We start from the raw sequence: 16308 nt of genomic DNA, 5'->3' as shown, positions 1-16308 counted from the left end.
CCGTCTCCTTTTACTGCTACTCACTTATTCCGAATTTCTTCATTAATTGTTCTTTCGTCCACGTGTTGATTACGTTATCTTTTCTAAGCCATCCTTTTCTTGCCGTCCCTACACCGATTTTCATATGGTCGAGCATCCGATAACTGTGGGCATCGGTGTTGATGGCAATATTTACGCCTTCTTCCTGTGCTTTCATCAACCACTCCCAGTTCAAGTCAAGGCGATTCGGGTTGGCATTCAGCTCAAGAATAGTCCCTGTTTCTTTGGCTTTTTCTATCAACTGCTCAAGATTCACAGCATATCCTTCTCTACGGCCGATCAGACGGCCTGTTGGATGTGCAATCATATCCACATTAGGATTTTCAAGCGCATTGATCAGTCGTTCCATAATTTTCTCTTCCGATTGGCTGAAACTTGAATGGATAGATGCGATGACAAAGTCCATCTCTTGAAGGAAATCATCTTCAAAGTCTAGTCTTCCATCTGGCAGAATATCCATCTCAATCCCTGCAAAAATATGAAAGTTATCCATAGAATTGTTTATTTTATCTATTTCCGCCCGCTGTAAACGTAAGCGTTCCTCATTAAGACCATTCGCCACTCTTAAATATTTTGAGTGATCCGTAATAGCGATATAATCATAACCCAAAGATTTTGCTTCTTCTGCCATTTCTTTAATAGATTGTGCCCCATCACTCCACGTCGAGTGCATGTGGAGATCTCCGTGAATATCCGAATGATCCACCAAATCAACAGGTTGTTTAAATTTTTCTACTTCACCGTAATTTTCCCTTACTTCAGGAGGGATAAAATGAAGACCGAAATGTTTGAAGAATTCCTCTTCCGTTTCAAAAGTCTTAACCTCTCCTGTATCTATGTTTTCAATTCCGTATTCGCTGATTTTCTCATTTTGTTGTTTTGCGAGTTGTCGCATAGCTACGTTGTGATCTTTTGAACCCGTAAAATGATGAAGGGTCGTTGCAAATTCATCAGGGGCAACGATGCGGAAATCAATATTGATATCATAGCCTTCACTGACAACTATAGATACTTTCGTTTCACCTGAAGCAATCACTTCTTTAATGTCAGGCAGCTCCAACAGCTCATCTCTAGTTGCGCTGGAGTTTTCTGAAGCAATGATAAAATCAAGGTCTTTGATTGTTTCTCTCATTCTTCTTAAACTTCCCGCTCTTGAATATCGGGTGAAGCTTTTCGCTTCGCTTAAATAGCCTTCGATTTTTTCCGCCAGCGGGAGCATAAGTGCAATGGGTAAACGCTCAGGCCGGGTATGAGCTTCTTCTAATGCTTTCAACATTTTCTCGGCAGATTTTTCCCCGAACCCTTCGAGCTCTTCTACCTTGCCAGTTTCCAGTGCCGTCTTTAAACTCTCGGCGTCCGTAACGCCTAACTGTTGATACAACTTGGCCAGCTTTTTCCCGCCAAGCCCTGGTAAATTCAGCAAAGGAACAAGACCTTCAGGAACCTCAGCTTGTAACTGTTTTAATGTATCAGATTCACCATTTTCGATAAATTCGTCAATCACCGTTGCGGTCCCTTTTCCGATTCCCTTCATCTTTGTAAAATCCTCAATTTCATTCAGTGACCGATCGTCTCGTTCAAGAGCCTGGGCCGCTTTTCTGTATGCTGAAATTTTAAACGGATTCTCTCCCTTTAATTCTAAGTAAACAGCGATATTCTCTAATAATTTGATCACTTGCTTTTTATCTACAGTCATCTTTATCGACTCCTCATTCTTATTCATCCCGAACGAAAGCGCAAGGGCGCGATTTGGTCACTCAATAGAATGTTCAGTCGGCACCTCATGTGCCAATATCGAGCTGACTCTCGTTCTGCGGGGCAAAACTAAGACCTACGCCCCAGAAGGGTTAGGATTGGGGCTGGAAGCAAACCTCACACCTCAAAAATATGATCTTTCATTTTTAGCCAATAAAAATACCGCCATGATCGAAATCATAGCGGCTCAAAATCTCACTATCCACACTTCTCACTAGCCAGCTACATGTTCGATCCATAATGTCTTCAATTGCTCAGAAAACATTGGTGTATGTTCAATGATTAGTTGAGCAAGTATCGATCCATCCAATGCGTTCTGTACCATTTCCAGTGGAACAAGTGCAGCTATATATAAAAGCACAAACAAAATGACGTAGTTTTCAACAAACCCAAGGGCACCGCCTAAGATCTTGTTTAAGGAGTTCAAGATCGGCAATTCAGCTACGAAGTCCAACATAGAAGCGATGATATGTAGGATGATTTTCACTCCGAAGAACAGGATGGCAAAGGCCACTGCATTATAAAAGGCTTGCTCTAATGGCAAGCTGTCTGCAAAAAATGCCCAGGAAGAGTCTTCCGGAAGTTCGGGATAAGGTACCCAAAGCGTCAATTTCGGAGATAGATCGTCATAATACATCACGGCTACGACAAAAGCCACTATAAACCCGATTAAGTGGAACAATTGAAGGATGAATCCACGTCTCAGGCCGGTAAATATTCCAATTATCAAAATAAGCAGCAACAGTAAATCAATCATTTTTCTTTTCGTCCTCTTCCTCTTTCTTTTCAATGTAGTTCATTAATTCCGTGCATTCTTCTTTTAATTTTATATATTCATTCATTGTGTTCACAGCGGTCAAAACAGCGAGCTTAGCTGTATCCAGACTTGGGTTCGTTTCATGGATTTCACGCATTTTCTGATCAACAAGGCTGGATACCATACGGATATGATGGGGCTCTTCATGACCAACTATAGTGTAAGAACGTTTATTGATCTCCACTGTAATTCTTTTTTTCTCTTGGTCTGATTGCGACACGTCCATACCCCCTAGTTTCTCAATCCTAAACATAATAGTAACACGAAGAAGTTCAATTAGGAAACCAATATGGACGTTTTTAGGAAATGTTCTATTTTTTCCATGACTTTGCTATACTGGATAGAAAATGATCGCTTCATCAAACCTACATATATTTTAGTTTTTTAATAGAAAGGACACCAATATGCCACAAGTTGTATTAAAAGTAACACCTTCAAGAGTCCAACAAATGAAAGATTATTACAATAAACAGTTGAAAGCTACACCGCAAAACGCGGTCTTTGCTGCCAAAACGAGCAACTGCACGATTACTGCCTACAAGTCCGGCAAAGTTCTATTTCAAGGTAAAAACCCTGATGCAGAAGCGACTCGTTGGGGAAGTGCAGAACAAACAACATCTCAGCCAAAAGCAAAATCAAAGAAAACCCATGCCTTTCACCCGGATTCATCTTTATTCACCCGTTCCCATATTGGCTCTGATGAGGCGGGCACCGGCGATTATTTCGGCCCGATCACTGTAGCAGCCGCTTACGTTACGGAAGATCAAATCCCCGTACTGAAGTCTCTCGGGGTAAGAGACTCTAAAAACCTTTCGGATGCCCAAATAACGGAGTTGGCAAAAGATATTGTCGCATTAAAGATTCCTTACAGTCTATTACGATTGAATAATAAAAAGTATAACCAATGGCAAAGGAAAGGGTGGTCTCAAGGGAAGATAAAAACACTTCTGCACCATCAAGCCCTTGACCGTCTCCTAGAAAAAATCGCTCCCGAAAAGCCAGGCGGCATTTTAATTGACCAATTCTCTCAACCCGAGGTTTACGAGAAGCACCTAAGAAGCGAAAAGTTAAAGCTGCAAGAAAATGTTTACTTTATGACGAAAGCAGAAAGTTATTCCATTGCTGTCGCTGCAGGTTCAATTATCGCCCGCTCAGCTTTTGTAAAAGCGATGAACCAGATAGAATTTGATACAGGGCTTCCTATTCCCAAAGGAGCCTCTGGGAAAGTCGATCAAGCTGCGGCTGAAATCATCAAAGCCTACGGGGAAGAAAAGCTTGAAGAACTTGCGAAGGTTCATTTTGCAAATACGAAAAAAGCTAAAGCTCTTGTTCGTTGAATTTGAGATATTTATTTAACCCAGCCCTATGCTTCCCTATCTCGCTCGTATTCTAAAATTTCTAAAACAACTCATAAGAGGACTTAAATAACTGTTTCATCAATAAAAAAGGATGCTCCGATTAAATTCGGAGCATCCTTTTTATTTATCCGCGAAGTTCAGCTTCATGCTGATCCTTAACGGCAGTTAGAATTTTATCATGCGCCTCTTCTACTTCTTCATCCTTTAACGTACGTTGCGGATCTAGATATAGAAGGTTGAAGGCAAGAGACTTTTTACCTTCTGGCAAATGTTCACCTTGATAAACATCAAAGACTTGAACATCTTTGACTAGTGGTGCACCAGCCTCAGAAATCGTAGAAGCAATAGCCCCCGCTGAAATGGATTCGTCTACAACAAGCGCGACATCACGCGAAACAGAAGGGAAACGCGGGATCGCCTGGAAGGCCTCTTCCTTAGTATATTGGCTGAACAATTCTTCCGCATTCAAATCAAATACATAGGTTTCTTTCAGACCTAATCCTTTTTGAAGCTTCGGATGCACTTGGCCAATAAAACCGATTTCTTTTCCTCCGGCTTTAACAATGGCTGTTCTACCTGGATGCATTTGTGGAAGCTTTGCTTTCTCGTAAGTGAAGGAAATATCAAGCTGATCGCTCAACCCTTCTACAATCCCTTTAACCACAAAGAAATCAACGTTTTTCTTCTCTTGCTGCCACAAATGAGCAAGCCATGTTCCTGTTAGAGCTCCGGAAGCGCGCAGAATTTCCCTAGGTTGAGTGGTCACCTCATCTTCTTGACTGACAAAGACCGTGCCTACTTCATAATAAGAAAGATCCGTTTGTTTGCGAGCCACATTGTAAGAAAGAGATGTCAGCAACTCCGGTAGTAAGCTTAGACGAAGGTGGCTGTGATCTTCACTCATCGGCATAGCCAGCCCTACTGGGGTTTTTGCTTGACGCTCAATTTCTGGACTGACGAGCATGGATGCTTTTGATTCGTGGGTTAGAGAGTAAGTGATCGTCTCATTCAGTCCTGCGCCTTGAAAATAAGCTTTCATTTTACGCTTCAATTGCTGGTTTAATGATAATCCTCCTGCTTGAGAGGCTCCTCCAGGCAGTGTGAACGGAAGATTATCGTAGCCGTAGATGCGGGCAACTTCTTCAAGCATATCTTCAAAAAGTTCGATATCTCCGCGGCGTGTCGGAACGCTTACCGTGAACTCCCCACCATTTTCTTCGTAGGAAAACTGGAGACGTCGTAAAATATCTTTAATTTCTTCGTTAGAAATATCTGTTCCTAAGCGATCGTTGATGACGCCCGTTTCAATCGTTACTTGTTTTTCTGAACGGTTCAATTTATCGAAGCTTACAACACCTTCTAACACGGTGCCATTTGCATACTTGGCAAGCAATTCACTGGCACGCTTTCCAGCACGTTCCACTCGGTTAGGATCGATGCCTTTTTCAAAGCGAGTACTTGATTCACTTCGCAAGCCATGATCTTTGGAGGATTGACGTACAACAGCAGGGTTGAAATAGGCTGCCTCAAGAATAATGTTTTTCGTATCATCCTGAACTTCAGATTCTGCTCCCCCCATGACACCAGCAATGGCATGAGGCTTTTCACCATTCGTAATCACTAAATGCTCTGAAGTTAGTGTCCGCTCCTGGTCATCTAAAGTTTTAATTGTTTCTCCGTCTTTGGCACGTCGGGTTACAACTTTATTGCTACCAAATCGGTCATAGTCAAAAGCATGCAGCGGCTGTCCATATTCCATGAGCACATAGTTGGTAATATCAACAACATTATTGATTGGTCGAATGCCTGCAGCTGTGAGACGATTCTGCATCCAAAGTGGTGATGGACCGACTTCAATGCCTTTTATTACAAAAGCTCCGTAATAAGGGTTAGCTTCAGGATCCTCAACTTCCACAGATATCGCGTTCTCGGCTTTTTCATCTGCTGTAGGAACATTTTCTTCGGCTAACTCATATTTACCATCAATGGCTGCCGCTACTTCATAAGCGACACCTGCCATACTCATTGCGTCCGCACGGTTTGGTGTAAGACCAAGCTCAATGATGATGTCATCTAAGTTAAGAAGAGATATGGCATCTGATCCTGTTTCAACTTCTTCAGGGAAAACGTAGATGCCGTCTGCATATTCTTTCGGCACATCTTTTTCATCTACTCCAAGTTCTTGAAGCGAGCAGATCATTCCATTCGATTCTTCTCCGCGCAGTTTCGTTTTCTTGATTTTGAAGTTACCCGGAAGGACAGCCCCTGGTGTAGCTACGGCAACTTTTTGTCCCTCAGCAATGTTCGGTGCTCCACATACGATCTGTAATGTTTCTTCTCCTACATCTACTTGGCAAAGAGATAATTTATCTGCATTTGGGTGTTGTTCACATGATTTCACATCACCCACAACAACTCCAGTTACTTTTTCAGCAACCGGTTCAACGCTTTCTACTTCAATTCCTGTTTTTGTAATGATTTCTGCTAACTCTTCGGGTGTATATTCGCTTACGTCAATATATTGTTGCAACCAATTTAAAGATACGAGCATAGGTTTTTATCCTCCTTTACGCCTTATGATACTGCTCTAAGAATCGGATATCGTTTGTGTAGAAGTTACGAATATCATCTACACCATACTTCAGCATTGCAATACGCTCTGGTCCCATTCCGAAGGCAAAGCCCGAATATTCTTTCGGATCATAGCCGGCCATTTCCAATACGTTCGGGTGCACCATACCTGCGCCTAGAATTTCAATCCAGCCTGTACCTTTACAAACCGAGCAGCCTTCTCCGCCGCAGACTTTACAGGAAATATCCATTTCTACGGAAGGTTCCGTGAATGGGAAGAAACTTGGGCGAAGACGGATTTTCCTTTCTTCTCCAAACATTTGCTTAGCAAAAGCATTCAGAACCCCTTTTAAATCACTCATTCGCACATGTTTATCAACCAATAAGCCCTCGATTTGAGTAAACTGGTGAGAGTGTGTCGCATCATCGGTGTCTCTGCGATATACTTTCCCAGGGCAAATCATTTTTACGGGCTCGCTTCCATTTTTAGCATTCATCGTTCTAGCCTGAACGGGTGATGTATGGGTACGCAGAAGAAGTTCTTCTGTGATATAAAAAGAGTCTTGCATATCACGCGCTGGGTGGCCTTTCGGGAGGTTCAGCGCTTCAAAGTTGTAGTAATCTGTTTCAACTTCCGGGCCTTCTTTGATTTCAAAGCCCATTCCGATGAAAAGATCTTCAATTTCCTCCACAATGCTTGTCAAAAGGTGTGGACCTCCAACTTGAACAGGACGCCCCGGAAGCGTTACATCGACACTCTCTTCTTCCAATTGCTTCTCTAGCGCTTCATCCTCCAAACGTGTCTGCTTGGATTCAATCGCTTCAGCAACTTGCTCCCTGACTTCATTTGCCAGTTGGCCGATAACCGGGCGTTCTTCCTTGGATAACTTGCCCATTCCTTTCAATACTTCTGTAATCGGCCCTTTTTTTCCTAGATATTCAACGCGAACATCTTTTAAGCCTTGCACATTATTCGCCTGCTCCACTTTTTGCAGCGCTTCTTGTTTCAGCTGCTCTAAACGTTCCTTCATGGAAAGACTCCTCCTTTTAATTGAAAATAAAAAAAAGCCCCATCCCTAAAAAGGGACGAGACTAGTCTGGTCGTTTCGCGGTACCACCCTTGTTGACATACCTTCGTATGCCCACTTCAGTTCAATAACGGAAATAAATCCGGATCACAGATGTGATCAGCTCCAGAGTGAATATTCAATAACTGCCACGATAGAAGCACTTCCAGTCCAAGATGCTTCTTCCCTTAATCGATTTACAATTATCTACTTAGCTCTATCCAAGCTTTTTCATGTATAAAAGTTTTCATCACTATTTTTAAATTATAGAGAAAGAAAAAGGATAATGCAACCCTATCCTTTCATGTGATACATCAGGACAGCTGCTGCAATGGCAACGTTCAAGGACTCAGCCTGACCGTAAATCGGGATGTGTACCCGCCTATCTGCTAAAGCGGTCAGCTTCTCTTGGATTCCATGTCCTTCATTTCCCACGATAAGGGCTACTTTTTCGGGCGGGTCCAGTTGTTTGAATGGCACAGACTCATCTAAGGTGGAAGCCCATACCTCGACTCCTTCGTTTTTTAACTCAGAAATAAAGGCTGCAAGGTCTTCTTGAACAAACGGTGTATGGAATAAAGATCCTTGTGTTGCCCGTATCACTTTATCATTATATGGATCAACGGTTCCTTCACCAAGAATAATCTGATCAAAACCAGCGGCATCGGCTGTCCGAATCAATGTACCCAGATTACCTGGATCCTGGACAGCATCAATCATCAACGTTAAAGGCGCGGGAGTGAATGTAAATTGTTTTTGTTCTACTACCGCCGCGATGCCTTGTGGAGTTTCTGTTTCTGAGATTGCGGCAAAGACTTGCCTGCTTACTTCTGTCGTTGGTATTCCATCTGGCAATGGGAATTCAACGCCTTCTTGAATGATGAACTCCTGAATACCCCAATTGCTTTTGATGACTTCTTCGACTAAATGATGCCCTTCAACTAAAAAGCAGCGATTAAGGTTTCGATGTTTTCTTTTATGTAATTTTTTCCATTCTTTTACTTTTTGATTTTGTAATGAAGTTAACATACTCTTCCCTCTTCTGTTTGGTTGATTTCTCACTTATCATACATAGCTTTCTGCCCTTGGGTCAAACTAAGTGTGAAAATTTTATGAGTTGACCTAAATGTAAAGGAGGACATCTGAAATGAATTTAAACCTTAGAAACGCGATTCTTTCCAACGTAAGCGGTCATAATGCTCAGCAATTAGAAGCTACAATTGATGATGCCTTGCAAAAAGGTGAAGAAAAAATGCTTCCTGGATTAGGAGTATTTTTCGAATTACTTTGGGAGAATTCTGATGAGCAAGAACATCAAGAGATCTTAAACACTCTTGAGCAAAGCCTAAAACAACAGAAAGCTTAATTGCAACAAAGCACGAGTGCCGGATTTAGTCCTTTCAATGAATGTTGAACTAAGTTCGGTACGTCCTGTGCCAAAGTTGAACTGAACCCTGTCCTGAGGGCCCCCGACAGGCATAAGATAAGCGATGGTGTGGATGATTTTTTATAGTAACAAAGTCAATACACTATGACTTCGTGGGCTAGGCACTAGGACTGGATGTAGATTCACACCTAAAGACAATAAAAAAGCCAACCCGCAGTTTAATGCGAGCTGGCTTTTGTACTTTTTATTAGTTGAAAGTAATTTGTTGCACTTTATCTGCGTCAAGTCCTTTGATGCATTCTACAATCAGGTTGACTGCATTTTCGAAATCATCACGATGAAGCATTGCTGCATGAGAGTGGATATAACGTGTGGCAATCGTAATGGACAATGCTGGTACACCATCATGACTCAAGTGAATAGAACCTGAATCCGTACCGCCTCCAGCAAGGGAATCGAATTGATACGGAATGTCATTTTCATCTGCTGTATCCGTTACAAAATCACGCAGCCCTTTATGAGAGACCATAGACGCGTCATAAAGAATAATCTGCGGACCTTTACCCATTTTGCTTGAAGCATCTTTGTCTGACACACCTGGAGTGTCGCCAGCAATTCCGACATCTACGCCAAAGGCGATATCTGGGTTAATTAAATTAGCAGAAGTACGTGCTCCACGAAGACCAACTTCCTCCTGAACTGTTCCTACGCCATAAACGATGTTCGGGTGTTTTTCACCTTTCAAGCGTTTCAGCACTTCAATAGCAATCGCACAACCAATGCGGTTATCCCATGCTTTAGCAAGAAGCATTTTCTCGTTTTTCATTTGTGTGAACTCAAAATACGGCACGACAGAATCCCCTGGTTTAACCCCGAATTCTTCTGCTTCTTCTCTGCTGGAAGCACCGATATCAATAAACATGTCTTTAATTTCCACTGCTTTCTTACGCTGGTCAGGCGGGAGGATATGAGGCGGCTTCGAACCAATGATTCCTGTTAAATCACCATTTCGAGTCATGATCGTCACTCGCTGGGCAAGCATAACCTGACTCCACCATCCACCAACCGGTTGGAAGTATAGATAGCCGTGATCGTCAATGCGCGTTACCATAAAACCAACTTCATCCAGGTGACCGGCAACCATAATGCTCGGTCCTTTTTTGTTTCCTGTTTTCTTAGCGATCAAACTGCCAAGATTATCAGTAAATACTTCCTCCGCATAAGGTGAAATGTACTGCTTCATGACTTCTCTTGCTTCTTTTTCATTACCTGGTACGCCTTTAGCGTCTGTTAGATCTTTCAACATCATCAGAGTTTCATCTTTTTTTGCCATATGTATCATTTCCTCCTTTTTATCTCCACCTGCTATTATATAACTTTTGAAGCGATTTCACAAAGATAGGGATCGATTAATACCCCTGGTCCTGTCGTTCATAATTCACGATATTTTTGGAGTGATAAGCGTCCATCAGTTCTTCTTCCTTAAGACCCAGCGTTTCTCCTAATTGTAAGTAGCTATGGAAAGCATTTGAATAGGTTGTTTCATTTGTTTCATTCCGAAGTTGTTCAATGTGACTGTACACTTTGAGAAAAGCATCAGTTTTTGTATTGTAGGGATGAACAGTCTGCGGAGAATAACGATAACCAAGATCAAGCCCCAATGAAAGTAAGAAATGCAGACCATCTACATATTCTTCAAGGATCACTTGTTTTTCACTAGCTGGTTTTGTACTCCAGAATTTAAAGCAGCGCGTTTCATTAGCAAGCTCTCCTAGTTCAACAAGCAGGGCCAGAATTTTTTCGTCGACAACGTTTATATCCGCTAATTGGTGATTTTCCTCAATGTATTGATCTAGCGTTTTTTGCATTTGATAAAGCTTTTCCCAATTCACAGTAATGTCTCCTTTAATAAATTTTTCATCATAAATGTATCATTTTTTGAAACGTAAAGACACTCTCACACGTATGTAAACTATCAACCCATATGCAGGGAGACGATCCTATGATAATCATTTTGTTTCGCTTATTATTGTTAATCGCGATAGCTTTTATCTTATATACAGCTTACAAATTCATCATCAATCCCAGAAGGAAACTTGACCTTGCCCGGGATAAAAAAGAATTTTATTTTCATGACAACAAGGAAAATACAAAGCAGAATTTTCTCATGACCTATAAAGGACTAGTATTCGAAGGCGAAAAATACTTAGGGACTACCGATCATTCCTTTGAAGTTGTAAACATCAACGTAAGCGCCCACACGCCTGAAAAGCTGCAAGGACTTACAAGAGAGGATCTCTATTTTCTTGAACAGGAGATTCTGATTCGTTACCCCTACGCTTCGATTGAATGGAAATATCCCGTCAATAGGCTCATCATTCATCCATTAAAAGATGACCACTATGATTAAAAAAGCTACCTTATGAGGATTGTTCCTCAAGAGGTAGCTTTAGCTTTAGGCGCTTGTTTGAAAGAATTCTCTCCAAAGAAATACTTCATATTTTTTACGAATAAAAAAGCATAAAGCGATAAGCAGTGAAGAAAACAGGACCATTAATGGAATGGATAATAAAGTGATCCACTGTCCCAATGACGTGTAAATAACAGCCAAAGGAAAGTTAGCAAACAATGAAGACTTCGTGTATTCTTTAAAATCTGCACTGATTTCAATTAGGCAATAAGACAATAAATGAAAATGAATGAATGGGATCAAACGTAAAACGGCTACTTGTTTAACGGTCAAAGTTGCATTCTTTTTCATCCACTTTTCTTTTAGAGCCCCCAGCCTTTTCAAACCTGAAGGTACTAATCGAATAGTACGATAGAACAATAAACTGGAAAGCATCGTGCCGATTACAGAGTACGCCGAACCTGCAATGGGTCCAAACAATACACCTCCTGTGATGCATACAAGCATGACAGGCAAAAATAAAAATGGACGTAACAAGTGAATACCTATAAATAAGAGCGGTGCCCAGGCTTCCTGATGTTCTAACCAAGCTATTACAGCTGCTGATGTCTCGCCCATCCCATCCCCCTCCCTGTCTACATATTATGACAGAGCGATTAGAGATAGAACTGGTTTAGAAGATACCCCCAGGCAATAAGGTGGAGAATGGTCAAAACAGGAAGTCCAATCTTAAATGGCCGATGCTTTGTCTTATGCCTGAACACGTTCATCCCAAGCCATCCGCCTAAAGATCCTCCTAGAAAAGCAAATGCCCATAACGTCTTTTCCTTAATACGCCACTTTTCTCTCCGGGACCTGCGCTTATCCATCCCCATTAAAGTAAACAACCATAGGTTAATTAGCAGAATGTATGTAATGATAAATCCTGATACGATCTCCAAGGTACAACCTCCGAATCTAAGAAAAAAAAGTCATTTCCTGGCGATCGGAAATGACTTTTTCTCAGAAATATTTACACAGTTCTTATTTAAGAGCTGATTTAGCTTGTTCTGCTAGGCTTGCGAAACCTTGCTGATCATTTACAGCAAGATCAGCTAGCATTTTACGGTTCACTTCTATACCAGCTAGCTTAAGACCGTGCATCATACGGCTGTAAGAAATGTCGTTCATACGTGCTGCAGCGTTGATACGTGCAATCCAAAGTTTACGGAAGTCACGTTTTTTCTGACGACGGTCACGGTATGCATACTGACCTGATTTCATTACTTGCTGTTTAGCTGTTTTAAATAGTGCGTGTTTTGAACCATAATAACCTTTTGCTAGTTTAAGGACACGGTTACGACGTTTACGTGTCACTGTTCCACCTTTTACTCGTGGCATTGGAATCCCTCCTATATGTTTCGTTCTTGATTAGTCTTTTGGAAGCATGTGCTTGATGCGGCGGTAGTCTCCAGCAGAAACTAGCGCATCTTTACGCAATTTACGCTTTTGTTTTGTAGATTTGTTAGCGAACAAGTGGCTTGTGAAAGCGTGGGAACGTTTCACCTTACCTGTTCCAGTCTTTTTGAAGCGTTTTTGAGAACCTTTATGGGTTTTCATTTTTGGCATGTGAATTTCCTCCTTTTGCTTGATTCAGAGACTTACTTCTCGTTAAGAGGAGCAAGCATTAAGAACATACTGCGACCTTCCATTTTAGGCTTGGTCTCAATCTGGGCAATGTCTTTACATTCTTCAGCCATACGCTCAAGAACTTCCTGCCCAAGCTCTTTGTGAGTGATCGCACGACCTCGGAAACGGACAGATGCTTTCACTTTATCGCCTTTCGACAAGAACTTGCGAGCATTACGAAGCTTCGTATTGAAGTCATGCTCTTCAATGTTCGGACTTAGACGAACTTCTTTAACCTTAATGACCGTTTGTTTCTTGCGAGCTTCTTTCTCTTTCTTCTGCTGCTCAAAACGGTATTTACCGTAGTCCATCACTCGGCAGACTGGAGGCTTAGCATTTGGTGCCACCATAACGAGGTCAAGATTTGCATTCGCTGCAATATCTAGTGCTTCATTACGGGATTTGATACCAAGTTGCTCCCCATTTACATCGATTAGACGAACTTCACGGGCACGGATTTTTTCATTAACGTTCATGTTATCCTTGCTAATATTGAGCCACCTCCATCGTATTTTAGAAAACCTTATAAAGATCTGTCATCGACAAGATTTTTAAACATTAAAAAAGTGTCGGTACACATACTGCACCCACACGTATCCCATCGTTTAAAAAGGATTTGTGACCTGCCAACTGCTTTGTGCGTCGATCAGGTGAGAAGCGGGTGCTTCTACTTGTCTCTAGATCCGTTCATTCAGTTACCTAATATATAGTAGCATGCCTTATGATTCCTGTCAACAATCTGTTGACCATATCGAAGACTACTTTTAAAAGGATAAAGGATTGAAGCGTGAAATTCAAGAGACTTTCAGATACAACTTCTTCCTCTTCCAGTAGTTGACGTCTTTATAGAGTAAAGTTTCGGAATTGTATGAGGTCCTTCAGTGCGGGAGGGATGGGTTATTTGATGCGGGACTTTACACAAATTTTGGGGCGGGTTTGCACCATTCCGGGGTGCGCTTGCACCATTTGAAGCCGCGCTTGCTCCATTTGGACACGAGCTTGCACCATTTCAGCGCCACCTTGCACCAAGCCAAAGCCAGCTTAGATAAAAATGGCGCGAGAACAATATCCCGCGCCATCCCTTCTTTATTTTCTTAATAGCTTCTGATCAATTTCATTACGGATTTCTTCAATGAATTTCTTCACTGACCTCGTTTCCGAATCCTGTTCTCCGTAGCGTCGGACGTTTACGCCGTTATCCTCGATTTCGCGATCACCGACGACAAGCTGGAATGGTACTTTCTGCATTTGAGCTTCACGGATCTTATATCCGATTTTTTCATTACGCTCATCCAGATCAACACGTACGCCAGCTTGACGAAGTTCGTCTTCAAGCTTTTTAGCGTAATCTAAGTGCGCGTCAGCAGAGACAGGGATAATTTTTGCCTGAACCGGGGCCAGCCAAGTCGGGAAGGCTCCTTTATACTCTTCAATAAGGAATGCTACAAAGCGTTCCATTGTAGAAACAACACCACGGTGGATAACCACTGGACGATGGTCGTTTCCGTCTTCACCGACATAAGTCAGGTCGAAGCGTTCCGGTAAGTGGAAGTCTAATTGGACAGTGGAAAGAGTTTCGTCTTTTCCTAGGGCTGTCTTCACTTGGACATCAAGCTTCGGACCATAGAATGCCGCTTCGCCTTCCGCTTCTACGTATTCAAGCTCCATATCTTCCATTGTCTCTTTCAGCATAGCCTGTGCTTTGTTCCACATATCATCGTTATCTACATACTTCTCTTTATCTTCTGGATCGCGGTAAGACAGACGGAAATAGTAATCGTTGATTCCGAAATCATGATAAACTTCTTGAACCAGGCGAACCACTCGCTTGAACTCATCCTTCAGCTGATCCGGGCGAGCAAAGATGTGGGCATCGTTCAATGTCATCGCACGGACACGCTGCAGTCCAGCAAGCGCTCCTGACATTTCATGACGATGCATTGTCCCTAATTCAGCAATACGCACTGGCAGGTTACGGTAGCTGTGCAGCTGATTTTTATAAACCATCATATGGTGCGGGCAGTTCATTGGACGAAGCACAAGATCTTCGTTGTCCATTTCCATTGTCGGGAACATGTCATCCTGATAGTGATCCCAGTGTCCGCTAGTTTTGTAAAGATCAACACTGCCAAGAACTGGTGTATAAACGTGATCGTAACCCAGGCGCTCCTCTGTGTCGACGATATAACGCTCGATTGTTCGGCGGATTGTCGCACCTTTCGGCAGCCATAGAGGCAGACCCTGTCCGACCTTTTGATTTACTGTGAAAATGTCCAATTCTTTTCCTAGCTTACGGTGATCACGCTCTTTCGCTTCTTCTAGAAGATGAAGGTACTCTTCAAGACCGGCCTTCTTCTCAAAGGCTGTACCGTAGATTCTTTGAAGCATTTTGTTATCACTGTCCCCGCGCCAATAAGCTCCGGAAATGCTCAACAACTTAAACACTTTGATTTTGCTAGTTTGCGGAACGTGTACACCGCGGCAAAGATCGAAAAATTCCCCTTGCTTATAGATTGTCACTTGTTCCCCTTCAGGAATATCATCAATGAGCTCAAGCTTCAGATCATCTCCAATTTCACGGAACTTCTCTTTCGCTTCTTCTCGAGACAATTCAATACGCTCGATTTCATGGTTTTCATCGACGATCTTTTGCATTTCTTTTTCAATTTCCGGCAAGTCTTCTGGAGTCAGTGACTCTTCCATGTCAATGTCATAATAAAAACCATTTTCAATGACAGGGCCGACTCCGAGCTTCACTTCGCCGTAAAGACGTTTGATGGCCTGGGCCATCAAGTGAGCTGTCGAATGACGAAGCACCTCGATCCCTTCTGGGTTTTTATATGTCAGAATTTCAATGGCTCCATCTTTATCTATCGGACGTCTCAGGTCATAAGGCTGGCCATCCAGCTTGATTGCCAGAGCTTGCTTTTTCAAGCCTGGTGAAATGGAATGAGCTATTTCTTCACCAGTCGTGCCTTGTTCAAACTCCTTTGCATTACCATCTGGAAATGTGATTTGAATCGCATTCGCCATTTTCATACACTCCTTTTCTAAAAAATTAAAAAACGCCCGTCCCTTAGCATCAAAACTAAGGGACGAGCGTTGTCACTCGTGGTTCCACCCAAATTCCCGCATCACATGCGGCTTCGTTCATCCTTAACGCGGACCAGACGCTACTCAATACTAGTAATCGTTCATAAGTAGAGCTCAAAGGTGGTAAACTGCTAAGTCGTCAA

Annotated in this window: 17 protein-coding genes and 2 other annotated features; of the genes, 3 read left to right on the top strand and 14 right to left on the bottom strand. The window is 42.3% G+C overall.

Annotated elements, in window-relative coordinates; genetic code table 11:
* Positions 1 to 16: 16 nt before the first annotated feature.
* The 3 genes from polX to zapA all read right to left on the bottom strand — a co-directional run bounded on the left by polX (position 17) and on the right by zapA (position 2837).
* Positions 17 to 1735: a DNA polymerase/3'-5' exonuclease PolX gene (gene polX, locus HM131_RS08370; protein WP_085029332.1), complete on the bottom strand. Its 1719-nt coding sequence runs from the start codon at positions 1733 to 1735 to the stop codon at positions 17 to 19.
* Between the two features lie 273 nt (positions 1736 to 2008).
* Positions 2009 to 2551 carry a CvpA family protein gene (locus HM131_RS08365; protein WP_085029331.1) on the bottom strand — a complete coding sequence of 181 codons (543 nt, stop codon included), beginning with the start codon at positions 2549 to 2551 and terminating at the stop codon, positions 2009 to 2011.
* A complete protein-coding gene (zapA, locus tag HM131_RS08360; protein WP_085029330.1) occupies positions 2544 to 2837 on the bottom strand; it encodes a cell division protein ZapA in 294 nt (97 codons plus the stop codon). The genes HM131_RS08365 and zapA overlap by 8 nt, the downstream gene beginning before the upstream one ends.
* Before the next feature lie 178 nt (positions 2838 to 3015).
* Between zapA and rnhC the strand changes: the two genes are divergently transcribed.
* Positions 3016 to 3948 (top strand): ribonuclease HIII, encoded by a 933-nt coding sequence (gene rnhC / locus HM131_RS08355; RefSeq protein WP_085029329.1) that lies wholly within the window; start codon positions 3016 to 3018, stop codon positions 3946 to 3948.
* A gap of 145 nt (positions 3949 to 4093) precedes the next feature.
* Here rnhC and pheT read toward each other — a convergent pair whose 3' ends face one another.
* From pheT to HM131_RS08340, 3 genes are all read right to left on the bottom strand, one after another.
* Positions 4094 to 6520: a phenylalanine--tRNA ligase subunit beta gene (gene pheT / locus HM131_RS08350; RefSeq protein ID WP_085029328.1), complete on the bottom strand. Its 2427-nt coding sequence runs from the start codon at positions 6518 to 6520 to the stop codon at positions 4094 to 4096.
* A 16-nt stretch (positions 6521 to 6536) separates the two neighbouring features.
* Positions 6537 to 7571 (bottom strand): phenylalanine--tRNA ligase subunit alpha, encoded by a 1035-nt coding sequence (gene pheS, locus HM131_RS08345; protein ID WP_085029327.1) that lies wholly within the window; start codon positions 7569 to 7571, stop codon positions 6537 to 6539.
* Positions 7572 to 7619: 48 nt separating this feature from the next.
* Positions 7620 to 7840 (bottom strand) — a binding site (T-box leader).
* Between the two features lie 61 nt (positions 7841 to 7901).
* On the bottom strand, positions 7902 to 8636 hold the full coding sequence (locus tag HM131_RS08340; protein ID WP_085029326.1) for a TrmH family RNA methyltransferase: 735 nt from the start codon (positions 8634 to 8636) through the stop codon (positions 7902 to 7904).
* Between the two features lie 118 nt (positions 8637 to 8754).
* Here HM131_RS08340 and sspI point away from each other — a divergent pair, with 118 nt between their 5' ends.
* Positions 8755 to 8973 (top strand): small acid-soluble spore protein SspI, encoded by a 219-nt coding sequence (gene sspI / locus HM131_RS08335; RefSeq protein WP_085029325.1) that lies wholly within the window; start codon positions 8755 to 8757, stop codon positions 8971 to 8973.
* Positions 8974 to 9241: 268 nt separating this feature from the next.
* On the opposite strand, the gene HM131_RS08330 is transcribed toward sspI, so the two are convergent.
* Together HM131_RS08330 and HM131_RS08325 are read right to left on the bottom strand one after the other, a co-directional pair.
* The gene (locus HM131_RS08330) at positions 9242 to 10327 is read right to left on the bottom strand and encodes a M42 family metallopeptidase (RefSeq protein WP_085029324.1); all 1086 of its coding nucleotides are present in this window, start codon (positions 10325 to 10327) and stop codon (positions 9242 to 9244) included.
* Positions 10328 to 10403: 76 nt separating this feature from the next.
* Positions 10404 to 10886: a dUTP diphosphatase gene (locus HM131_RS08325; RefSeq protein ID WP_085029323.1), complete on the bottom strand. Its 483-nt coding sequence runs from the start codon at positions 10884 to 10886 to the stop codon at positions 10404 to 10406.
* Between the two features lie 110 nt (positions 10887 to 10996).
* Between HM131_RS08325 and HM131_RS08320 the strand changes: the two genes are divergently transcribed.
* The gene (locus HM131_RS08320; protein ID WP_085029322.1) at positions 10997 to 11404 is read left to right on the top strand and encodes a sigma-w pathway protein ysdB; all 408 of its coding nucleotides are present in this window, start codon (positions 10997 to 10999) and stop codon (positions 11402 to 11404) included.
* A gap of 45 nt (positions 11405 to 11449) precedes the next feature.
* On the opposite strand, the gene HM131_RS08315 is transcribed toward HM131_RS08320, so the two are convergent.
* From HM131_RS08315 to thrS, 6 genes are all read right to left on the bottom strand, one after another.
* On the bottom strand, positions 11450 to 12022 hold the full coding sequence (locus tag HM131_RS08315; protein ID WP_085029321.1) for a TVP38/TMEM64 family protein: 573 nt from the start codon (positions 12020 to 12022) through the stop codon (positions 11450 to 11452).
* A 38-nt stretch (positions 12023 to 12060) separates the two neighbouring features.
* The gene (locus HM131_RS08310) at positions 12061 to 12345 is read right to left on the bottom strand and encodes a DUF1294 domain-containing protein (protein WP_085029320.1); all 285 of its coding nucleotides are present in this window, start codon (positions 12343 to 12345) and stop codon (positions 12061 to 12063) included.
* Between the two features lie 82 nt (positions 12346 to 12427).
* Positions 12428 to 12784 carry a 50S ribosomal protein L20 gene (gene rplT / locus HM131_RS08305; RefSeq protein ID WP_085029319.1) on the bottom strand — a complete coding sequence of 119 codons (357 nt, stop codon included), beginning with the start codon at positions 12782 to 12784 and terminating at the stop codon, positions 12428 to 12430.
* Between the two features lie 30 nt (positions 12785 to 12814).
* Positions 12815 to 13012 carry a 50S ribosomal protein L35 gene (gene rpmI / locus HM131_RS08300; RefSeq protein ID WP_035509568.1) on the bottom strand — a complete coding sequence of 66 codons (198 nt, stop codon included), beginning with the start codon at positions 13010 to 13012 and terminating at the stop codon, positions 12815 to 12817.
* A 32-nt stretch (positions 13013 to 13044) separates the two neighbouring features.
* Positions 13045 to 13548, bottom strand: a complete 504-nt coding sequence (infC, locus tag HM131_RS08295; protein WP_085029318.1) for a translation initiation factor IF-3 — start codon at positions 13546 to 13548, stop codon at positions 13045 to 13047.
* Between the two features lie 78 nt (positions 13549 to 13626).
* Positions 13627 to 13751: a sequence feature (ribosomal protein L20 leader region), on the bottom strand.
* A gap of 407 nt (positions 13752 to 14158) precedes the next feature.
* Complete coding sequence (gene thrS / locus HM131_RS08290) at positions 14159 to 16105, bottom strand: threonine--tRNA ligase (RefSeq protein WP_085029317.1); 1947 nt, start codon at positions 16103 to 16105, stop codon at positions 14159 to 14161.
* Positions 16106 to 16308 lie beyond the last annotated feature (203 nt).

It is taken from the genome of Halobacillus mangrovi, from assembly GCF_002097535.1.
GTDB lineage: Bacteria > Bacillota > Bacilli > Bacillales > Halobacillaceae > Halobacillus > Halobacillus mangrovi_A.
The sequence above is the reverse complement of the archived record's forward strand: the minus strand, read 5'-3'. Positions and strand labels throughout refer to the sequence as shown.

Coding starts and splice junctions, on each gene's coding strand:
- infC (WP_085029318.1), bottom strand. CDS start 13,548: ATGAACGTTAATGAAAAAATCCGTGCCCGTGAAGTTCGTCTAATCGAT.
- thrS (WP_085029317.1), bottom strand. CDS start 16,105: ATGGCGAATGCGATTCAAATCACATTTCCAGATGGTAATGCAAAGGAG.
- rnhC (WP_085029329.1), top strand. CDS start 3,016: ATGCCACAAGTTGTATTAAAAGTAACACCTTCAAGAGTCCAACAAATG.
- rplT (WP_085029319.1), bottom strand. CDS start 12,784: ATGCCACGAGTAAAAGGTGGAACAGTGACACGTAAACGTCGTAACCGT.
- HM131_RS08340 (WP_085029326.1), bottom strand. CDS start 8,636: ATGTTAACTTCATTACAAAATCAAAAAGTAAAAGAATGGAAAAAATTA.
- HM131_RS08320 (WP_085029322.1), top strand. CDS start 10,997: ATGATAATCATTTTGTTTCGCTTATTATTGTTAATCGCGATAGCTTTT.
- rpmI (WP_035509568.1), bottom strand. CDS start 13,012: ATGCCAAAAATGAAAACCCATAAAGGTTCTCAAAAACGCTTCAAAAAG.
- polX (WP_085029332.1), bottom strand. CDS start 1,735: ATGACTGTAGATAAAAAGCAAGTGATCAAATTATTAGAGAATATCGCT.
- HM131_RS08315 (WP_085029321.1), bottom strand. CDS start 12,022: ATGGGCGAGACATCAGCAGCTGTAATAGCTTGGTTAGAACATCAGGAA.
- pheS (WP_085029327.1), bottom strand. CDS start 7,571: ATGAAGGAACGTTTAGAGCAGCTGAAACAAGAAGCGCTGCAAAAAGTG.
- sspI (WP_085029325.1), top strand. CDS start 8,755: ATGAATTTAAACCTTAGAAACGCGATTCTTTCCAACGTAAGCGGTCAT.
- zapA (WP_085029330.1), bottom strand. CDS start 2,837: ATGGACGTGTCGCAATCAGACCAAGAGAAAAAAAGAATTACAGTGGAG.
- pheT (WP_085029328.1), bottom strand. CDS start 6,520: ATGCTCGTATCTTTAAATTGGTTGCAACAATATATTGACGTAAGCGAA.
- HM131_RS08330 (WP_085029324.1), bottom strand. CDS start 10,327: ATGGCAAAAAAAGATGAAACTCTGATGATGTTGAAAGATCTAACAGAC.
- HM131_RS08365 (WP_085029331.1), bottom strand. CDS start 2,551: ATGATTGATTTACTGTTGCTGCTTATTTTGATAATTGGAATATTTACC.